Origin of the sequence: Aestuariivirga sp., from assembly GCF_044239095.1 — a bacterium.
In the GTDB taxonomy this organism is placed as follows: Bacteria; Pseudomonadota; Alphaproteobacteria; order Rhizobiales; family Aestuariivirgaceae; genus Aestuariivirga.
In genome coordinates, this window is sequence record NZ_JBIICB010000233.1 from 1 (window position 1) to 7,008 (window position 7,008).

At 64.9% G+C, this 7,008-nt stretch carries 7 protein-coding genes; 5 read left to right on the forward strand and 2 right to left on the reverse strand.

Features of this window, described 5'->3' with window-relative positions:
- Window positions 1-106 (forward strand): transposase domain-containing protein (locus ACILRA_RS17520; protein ID WP_395663357.1); only part of this gene is annotated, 106 nt, incomplete at its 5' end.
- A gap of 108 nt (window positions 107-214) precedes the next feature.
- Here ACILRA_RS17520 and ACILRA_RS17525 read toward each other — a convergent pair.
- Window positions 215-406, reverse strand: coding sequence for a hypothetical protein (locus tag ACILRA_RS17525; protein ID WP_395663351.1), 192 nt, complete (start codon window positions 404-406; stop codon window positions 215-217).
- A 221-nt stretch (window positions 407-627) separates the two neighbouring features.
- Between ACILRA_RS17525 and ACILRA_RS17530 the strand changes: the two genes are divergently transcribed.
- Window positions 628-2,739 carry a CHASE2 domain-containing protein gene (locus tag ACILRA_RS17530; protein ID WP_395663352.1) on the forward strand — a complete coding sequence of 704 codons (2,112 nt, stop codon included), beginning with the start codon at window positions 628-630 and terminating at the stop codon, window positions 2,737-2,739.
- Window positions 2,740-2,947: 208 nt separating this feature from the next.
- Here the strand turns inward: ACILRA_RS17530 and ACILRA_RS17535 are convergent, their stop codons facing one another.
- On the reverse strand, window positions 2,948-4,003 hold the full coding sequence (locus tag ACILRA_RS17535; protein ID WP_395663353.1) for an AI-2E family transporter: 1,056 nt from the start codon (window positions 4,001-4,003) through the stop codon (window positions 2,948-2,950).
- A 237-nt stretch (window positions 4,004-4,240) separates the two neighbouring features.
- Between ACILRA_RS17535 and ACILRA_RS17540 the strand changes: the two genes are divergently transcribed.
- Genes ACILRA_RS17540 through prfA form a run of 3 tightly spaced genes read left to right on the forward strand, consistent with a single transcriptional unit; the run spans window position 4,241 to window position 7,003 of the window.
- Window positions 4,241-5,416: a helix-turn-helix domain-containing protein gene (locus ACILRA_RS17540; protein WP_395663354.1), complete on the forward strand. Its 1,176-nt coding sequence runs from the start codon at window positions 4,241-4,243 to the stop codon at window positions 5,414-5,416.
- A 12-nt stretch (window positions 5,417-5,428) separates the two neighbouring features.
- Window positions 5,429-5,881, forward strand: coding sequence for a D-aminoacyl-tRNA deacylase (gene dtd, locus ACILRA_RS17545; RefSeq protein ID WP_395663355.1), 453 nt, complete (start codon window positions 5,429-5,431; stop codon window positions 5,879-5,881).
- Between the two features lie 42 nt (window positions 5,882-5,923).
- Window positions 5,924-7,003 carry a peptide chain release factor 1 gene (prfA, locus tag ACILRA_RS17550; protein WP_395663356.1) on the forward strand — a complete coding sequence of 360 codons (1,080 nt, stop codon included), beginning with the start codon at window positions 5,924-5,926 and terminating at the stop codon, window positions 7,001-7,003.
- Window positions 7,004-7,008: the final 5 nt, after the last annotated feature.

Here is a 7,008-nt window from a genome sequence, read left to right on the forward strand (position 1 = left end):
CTACCTCCAACACACGCTTCGCGCCATCCTCGACGGTCATCCCAGGAACCAGATCGAGCAACTGATGCCCTGGACCTGCGATCAAGCGTCAAGCCTCGCCGCATAGGGGATCGGCGTAGCGCTTACGCCTGCTTACGCCGGCACTCTTTTCAAGAGCTCAGATTGCACTTCGCTCGATCACCGTTGTCCCGTCATCAGCGCAACCCGCCAACCGTCAGGTCATGTGGACGTGTTCAACATGAAGCAAGCATGACTGGTTGAGAGCGGCGGGCAACCAGATGAGACCAATTCCCGTTTCTCGCCGCCATGCCAGCGGCAGCAGCGGTGACAGCGGTGATGATGACGTGTCGCGGGTGGCGGGCTCGGCATCCAGCTCATCACGAAGACAAGCGGCGATCTGGAACATGCACATGCCGACGGGTTGAACCGCATTACGCTGAAATTCTTCTGGCCTCGTTTGCGTGTCTCTCTGCTATAAGTGAGCGATGATCGCTCGGTGTTCATGCCCGGCCGTGGGGCCGTGGAGCCAGGTGAAGGCGAACGAAACCGGCCTGCCGCGGGCCCTCTCCTGCATGGTGCTGAGGTGCAGGCCGCGGTCGAGCACGCCATGAAGGCGGCTGTCACACCATGAAGCGCAATCTGAAACTCGCGTTCCTGGCCTTCAGCCTGCTCATCGTGTCGGGCCTCACCTTCCTTCGCTGGTCCGATCCGGCACCTTTACGGGAATTGCGCAACACGGCCTTCGACCAGTACCAGCGGCTGGCGCCGCGGGACTATGTGCCCGTGCCGGTGCGCATCGTGGACATTGATGAGACCTCGCTGCGGGAACTCGGTCAGTGGCCCTGGCCGCGCGACCGCATGGCGGCCCTTCTGGCCCGCCTGGGTGAACTCGGTGCTGCCGCCGTGGTCTTCGACGTCCTGTTCCCGGAGCCTGACCGGCTCTCCCCGCGGAGCATTCTCCGGACTGTTCCTGGAATCGATTCCGGCCTGGTCTCCACGCTTCCTGACAACGACGATCTGTTCGCCCGGCAGATTGCGGCACATCCAACGGTTCTCAGCCTTGCAGCGGCGTCCGGCGGAAAACCCCTGCCGCCACCCAAGGGCGGCTTCGCCTTTATTGGCGAAAGCCCGATACCGGCCGTCCCGCCACTCACCGGCGCGGTGGTGCCGCTGCCGCTGCTGGCCGGGGCCGCGCAGGGCATCGGCGACACCAGCATGAATTTGCTGCAGGAAAACGCCATCGTGCGCATCATGCCGATGTTCCAGACCGACGGCGTGCAACTCGTGCCCTCGCTGACGCTGGAGGCGCTGCGTGTCGCGCAGGGCGCCACCACCTACATCATCGAAAGCACTCCGGAGCCGCCGGTGTCGGTCGTCGCGGTGAAGGTTGGTGACGTTGAGGTGCCCACCACCCGGTCGGGTGGCCTCTGGCTCTATCTGACGCCGGAGCGGCGAGACCGTTACATCTCCGCCAGCGCCGTCCTCAACGCGCCCGCACAGGACCTTGCACCGCTCATCGAGGGCCATATCGTCTTCGTCGGCACATCCGCGGCCGGTCTGTTCGATATCCGCGCCACGCCGCTCGGCCAGAATGTGCCCGGCGTCTCGCTCCATGCGCAGGCCCTCGAGCAGATGCTGACGGGCCGGTTCCTGTCCCGTCCCGACTGGGCGGATGGGCTCGAGGTCATGATGGTTGCGGCCGTTGGCCTTCTGGTCGTTGCGATGACGGCGATGGTCTCGCCATGGATGGCGATCACCGTTGGCGCCGCTGTCTCGGTGGCGTTTCTGGCCCTGTCATGGCATGCCTTCCGCACCTGGGGGTTCCTGATCGATCCGGTGGCGCCTATCCTTGCTGCTTCAGTCGTACAGTTCGCAGCCGTCGGCTTCAGGCTGCTGGTGACAGACCGGGAGCGCCGGCACATCCGCCGCGCCTTCGGCAACTATGTCTCGCCCGCGGTGCTCGCCCGCGCGGAGAGCCAGCCGGAACTCCGCCTCGGCGGCGAGGACCGGGAGATCACCATGATGTTCATGGACATCCGCGACTTCACGGCGATCAGCGAAGGCCTGCCGTCCACCTCTCTCGTCTCCTTTCTCAACACGCTTTTGACGGGCCTCAGCCGGCACATCATCGCGTCGGAAGGAACGCTGGACAAATTCATCGGCGATTCCATCATGGCGTTCTGGAATGCGCCGGTTGACGTTGACGAACACCCCGCACGCGCTGCCCGCTGCGCGTTGAAGATGCGCGAAACGCTTCGTGAGATGAATGCCTCGGGCGTTCTGGGCATCAACCGGCAGGTGGCGATCGGCATCGGCATCAACACCGGCATCGCCTGCGTGGGCGAGATCGGCGCCGAGAACCGGTTCAACTATTCGGCGGTGGGAGATTGCGTCAATACCACGGCGCGCATCGAATCGATGTGCAAGGAGCTGGGCTTCGACATCATCATCTCGGGCGCGACCGCGGGGCTGCTCCCCGGCTTTGCCATGCTGGAAGCAGGGTCCCGCAGCCTCAAGGGCAAATCCACGAAGACGCCGCTCTACCTCCTGCTCGGAGACGAGGATTTCGCCAACTCGGCTGCCTATGCGCTGATCAGGAAAACCCACGCCGGCGTCCTCGCGGCGCTGGCGGAAGGCGAGCCGCGCCGGATCGCCGAGGCGGTCGAAGCAGCGATTGCCGCCTCGGCAGCAGTCATGCCACAGCTTGAACGGCATTACGCGTTGGCCGCCTCCAGCTGAGATGAGTCTGCTTGAGTGTCAGTTGCAGTCGCGAGCAGGGCGCGCGTGTCGCGTGCTCTTCCCCTCATCTCCCGCTGAAGAAGCGGGAGAAGACATGAGCCGTTATCAGGATGCTATCTGCTTGTCTGTGCCAGAGCATGGGGCGATCAGTTGAGATCGCTGGAAAAGAATTGTGCTCCAACCATGCCGTCACCCCAGTTCGGGCTGCTTATTCCTTGTCCCCAGACAGCATGACCGTGAGCCACTGCATGGATGGCAGCTGGCGGCACACCGTCAGCACCGCGACGAGGATGGGCACGCCGATGAAGGCCCCGGTCAGGCCCCATAGCAGGCTCCACAGGAACACCATGAACATCACCGCGAACGGAGAGATTGACAGGGTCGAGCCTGTGAGGATCGGCTCGAGGTAGCTGCCGATGACGAACTGGACGGCGGTGAGGCAGACCAGCACCACAAGCGCGATCTCAAAGGACTCGAACTGGGCGAGGGCGAACAGCGTGGGCAGCACGGTTGCGACGACCGGGCCGATGAAGGGAATGTAGTTCAGCGTGAAGGCAATCGCCGCCCAGGCCGCCGGATGCTCCAGCCCGACGAGATGGGCGATGATCCAGACGATGGCGCCCGTCAGGGCGCTGGCGATGGTTCTGACCAGCATGTATCTGCGGAAATGCGCTGCCGTCTGGCGCCCTGCCGCGATGATGTCCACTCCGCCGAAGCGGCCACCCGCCGCCGTAATCCGGCGCACCAGGCTTTCGACCTCCAGCAGGCCGAGCACGGCAAAGGCGAAGACGAGCGCTGCAAAGCCCGCAAGGCCGTTGAACCGCGCCAGCGTGGTCTGCACCATGCGAACCAGCCAGGCCGTGTTGAAGGTTTCCGAAAGCTGGCCCGCGACGGCGAAGCCATGACCTTCGAGCCAGTCCGTGCCGATCTGGTAGATGGCCTGGAAGCGGGCGCCGTTGCCGATCAGCCACTGGCCCACCACGCTCATGCCCCATGCGAACAGCGTGAGGAGAGCGCCCACGCAGACGAGCGTCACGGCTACGGTGATGAGGCTCGCCACCATCCGCGGCAGCCGCGCTTCGAGGAAGACCTGGAGCGGCCAGACCACCATGACGATGAAGATGGCGAAGGCCGCCGGCGCGAAGACCGCCTCGCCCCAGGACAAGGCGCCCAGCAGCAGGATGACCGTGCTGACCAGCAGAAGGCCGCCGGTGGCGGAAAGTCCAGCCCCCGCGCCGCCGCTGCCTGGTAGATGTCCGTTCATGGAGGCGCTCCTTGGCTGCCGCGGCATCTTGGCCGGGCGCTGGCATGGGTCGCACCGTCCGGCCCGGATTTTCTAGAGCATGATCCGCGGAAGGGGGACTCCTTTTTTGGTCCTGAGCGGCTGGTGGCCGGTGACATGCGCCAGCCCCACGTTAGCTTCCCATTCACCATTCTCGGTCATTATTTGGGAAAAGCTCCTTAAGTGAGTGCAACCCATCTGTGTCCGAGAGAGTTCATCATGCGTGAAGATGCCGAGCTGAGCGGAATGGCCCAATCGCAGGCCGAGACCGAGATGCAGGTGGAGGCCGGGATGCAGGCCGGAACCGAAGTTCAGGCCGAGCCCGAGGCGCAGGTCTACGCGCGGGAGAAGCCCGACGGCGAGAGCGATCCGGCGGGTGAGGCGGGCTGGTATCTCGCGCAGGAGCGCGAGGCCAGGGGCCTCAGCCTGGACGAGGTGGGAGAGGCCTCGGGCATCCACCCCTACCACCTCGAGGCCATCGAGTTGGGCGACATGACCTGCATGCCGGAACGGCTTGAGGCGCTGGAGATGATCGGCGCCTATGCCCAGTTCCTGGGCTTTGACCCAGAGACCCTGGTCGAGCACTACGCCAGCTTCCTGCCGCCGCCGCCGCTGGCCGCCGAGCCGCGCCACCCGGCCAATCCGGCGCCGCTCAGCAGCGCCAAGATACTGGCCTTCGGCCGGCTGCCGAAGTTCCCCACCTTCAAGCTCACGAGTGTGCCAGGTGGCGCGGGCGGCCTCGTCGCCTCGCTTGCCGCCGTCATGCTGCTGTTTGCCGGCGCGGGCTATATGATGCTTCCGGCGCAGGACACGCCGCAACAGGCTGAAGAGCAGCAGGCGCAAGTCAAGCTGGCGCTCCCTGAACCCGAAGCTGATCCCATGCCGACGGCCTCGACCGGAACCGAATCGGCCGAGATCAGCGTTGGTGAAGAGCCGATGCCGGATAGCGGGCAGGCCACACGGCAATCAGGCTCGGCGGGCGACGACGACCTCGCCGGCACCGGCCTTGACGGCATTACCTCCCTCATCGAGCAGAACGTGCCGGGTACGGCAGACGATGCCAAGGCCCTCGACAGCCTGGCCGCCGCGGCCGATGTTGCAATCACCGGTCAAGGCCGCGAATTCGGCGCCGGAAACGAGGAAAGCCGCCTGACGCTCAAGGCCAATGCGCCCGTCTGGGTCAGGATCGAGGACGCACAGGGCAATGTGGTGATGACCCAGATGCTGATGAAGGGCGATACCTACCGCGTACCGAACCGTGAGGGTCTCGTCGTTATCGCGCGCGACGGCGGCCTTCTGAGCTACATCATCGATGGCAAGGAAAAGGGCATTCTCGGCACGCCGGGTGAGATCCTGGTCGGGCGCTCGCTTGACCTGACGTCCTTCAAGGGCTGACGCCGCAAAGCCTTGCGCGCCGTCGTCCAGCGTGTTGCCGAAGCCTCTGTCACGGTCGAGGGCCGCGTTACCGGCGCCATCGGCCGTGGCTTCCTGGTGCTCGTCTGCGCCATGGCGGGGGATACGGAGCGGGAGGCCGAGAAGCTGGCCCGCAAGATCGCAGCCCTTCGGGTGTTCAGGGACGATGCTGGAAAGATGAACCTGGCGCTCCCGGCCGTGGGCGGGGCGGTGCTGGCGGTGAGCCAGTTTACGCTTGCCGCGCAGGGGATGGAGAGCGGCAACCGCCCTGGCTTCTCGAAAGCCGCCCCGCCGGAACTGGGCCAGACGCTGTATGAGCATGTCTGTTTGGTTCTCCGCAGCGAGGGGCTTCACGTCGAAACCGGCGTGTTCGGCGCGGACATGAAGGTCGCGCTGGTGAATGACGGGCCGGTGACCATCCTGTTCGACACTGACATGCGCGGCTGAAAGGCTTCCAACCTGGTTGGCCTTCCGCTAGAAGCCCCGGCCATGTCTACCATTCCGCATGAAAAACTCGACCGCATCATCCAGCGCTTCGCCACCGTCGAACACGACATGTCGGCGGGTGCGGTGGCGGGCGATGCCTTCGTGAAGCTCTCCAAGGAATATGCCGAGCTCGAGCCCACGGCGCGGAAGGCGCGCGAGCTGCGCAAGGCCTATGACGAGCGCCGCGACATTGAGGACATGGTGAAGGCCGGGGGCGAGCTGGCCGAGATGGCGGAGGCCGAGCGACCCGGTCTCGAGCAGCGGATCGAAACAATGGAGCAGGAGGTGCGCATCCTGCTGCTGCCCAAGGACTCGGCCGACGACAAGAATGTCATCCTCGAGGTGCGCGCCGGAACGGGCGGTGATGAGGCGGCGATCTTCGCGGGCGATCTCTTCCGCATGTACCAGCGCTATGCGGCGTCGAAGGGCTGGCGGGTTGAAGTGATCTCGGCCAGCGAGGGCGAGCATGGCGGCTACAAGGAAGTGATCGCCAACATCTATGGCGCAGGCGCCTTCGCGCATCTGAAATTCGAATCGGGTGTGCACCGCGTGCAGCGCGTGCCGGCCACTGAAACCCAAGGCCGCATCCACACCTCCGCCGCCACGGTGGCCGTGTTGCCCGAGGCGGAAGAGGTTGACATCAAGATCGAGGACAAAGATCTCCGGATCGACGTCTACCGCTCCTCAGGCCCCGGCGGGCAGTCTGTGAACACCACCGATTCGGCGGTGCGCATCACCCATTTGCCGACCGGCCTCGCTGTTGCCCAGCAGACGGAAAAGTCGCAGCTCAAGAACAAGAACGCCGCCATGAAGCTGCTGCGCGCCAGGCTCTATGAAATGGAGCGCCAGAGGATCGATTCCGAGCGCTCCGCCACGCGCAAGGACCAGGTGGGGTCTGGCGACCGGTCCGAGCGCATCCGGACCTACAACTTCCCGCAAGGACGCTGCACCGACCACCGCATCAACCTGACGCTCTACAAGCTCGACCAGATCATCGAGGGCCCAGCCCTCGAAGAGATGGTTCAGGCGCTGATGACAAATCACCAGGCCGAGCTCCTGGCCGAGCAGGACAATGCCGCCTGACGGTG